Source organism: Acidithiobacillus sp. TH-A36 (assembly GCF_057473445.1).
On the sequence record NZ_JBYCKP010000060.1, the window covers coordinates 1 to 1,252 of the forward strand.

Below are 1,252 nucleotides of genomic sequence, written 5' to 3' on the forward strand. Positions count from 1 at the left end.
AGCATCGGCACGATGAGCATGGCGGTGAACGCAACTACGGGTGCCCAGAAGAAAACCCAGGTGGCAGATTCGGGTACCAGCAACGACTTGTTGAACAATTTCCAGAGATCGCGATAGGGCTGGAAAATGGAAGGTCCCTGGCCGCGCTGGACACGCTCCTCCACGGTGGTGATGAAGCCATGCAGCAGTGGTGCCAGAAACATCACGGTGAGAACCTGCCCACACTGCAGGACGGTGTCGTCGAGCATACCTTCCCCTTATAAGTTTGACTTATGACCTAAAGACCCGACTTTTCAGTCGGGATCAGTAGGAGTCATTAGCCTATAAAGGCGGTTATTGGGCGGAATCCATCGCCATAATTTGTGTTGATGATAAGCAGAGACTGAAATCGGGTCAAGAGCGTTTTATCCTAAAAACGGCAGTTGCCGTGGGTGCTTTTTGCTCCGTTGTTCCTCGCCTGTTGTTCCAAGGCTCATCCTGCTGTCAGGAGAGAACTCGCCCTGCGGGCTCAAACAGCTCTCCTGACGGGCGCAGGATTTCGCCAAGAACAACAACGGCGCAGGCCAAAAGTCGCTGCAAAGTACCTATGGCAACTGCCCTTTTTAGAACTCAACGCAAATAAATGTTTTTACCTAAACGCCGGAAGTCCTCGGCTTTTTCCTGCAAGCCCCGGGCGCGCGCCGCCTCCAGATCTTCTGCGCCTTGATTCTGGGCGTATTCCTGCAAATCCTGGGAAATTTTCATGGAGCAGAAATGCGGTCCACACATGGAACAGAAATGCGCGGCCTTGGCCCCTTCCTGGGGAAGGGTTTCATCGTGATATTCCCGGGCTTTTTCCGGGTCCAGACCCAGGTGAAACTGATCTTCCCAGCGAAATTCAAAGCGCGCCTTGGACAAGGCATTATCCCGCACCTGGGCACCCGGATGGCCCTTGGCCAGATCCGCAGCATGGGCAGCAATCTTGTAGGTAATAGCCCCTTCCCGAACATCATTTTTATCGGGTAAGCCCAGATGTTCCTTGGGGGTCACATAGCAGAGCATGGCAGTACCATACCAGCCGATCTGTGCTGCACCGATGGCACTGGTGATATGGTCATAGCCTGGAGCAATATCTGTGGTCAAGGGTCCCAAAGTATAAAACGGGGCTTCAAAACAGTGCTGCAACTCTTCGTCCATATTGGCGCGAATCATCTGCATGGGCACATGGCCGGGACCTTCAATCATCACCTGCACGTCATGCTTCCAGGCAATC

Annotated in this window: 2 protein-coding genes and 1 riboswitch; both genes read right to left on the reverse strand. The window is 53.4% G+C overall.

The window, feature by feature from the left end; translation table 11 throughout:
* A partial coding sequence (locus AC2VLY_RS01525) for an NADH-quinone oxidoreductase subunit H (protein ID WP_486921661.1) occupies positions 1-248 on the reverse strand: 248 nt, incomplete at its 3' end.
* Positions 249-300: 52 nt separating this feature from the next.
* A riboswitch (Fluoride riboswitch) is annotated at positions 301-364 on the reverse strand.
* Between the two features lie 245 nt (positions 365-609).
* The coding region (locus AC2VLY_RS01530) for a phosphomethylpyrimidine synthase ThiC (RefSeq protein WP_486921662.1) at positions 610-1,252 on the reverse strand (643 nt) is incomplete at its 5' end.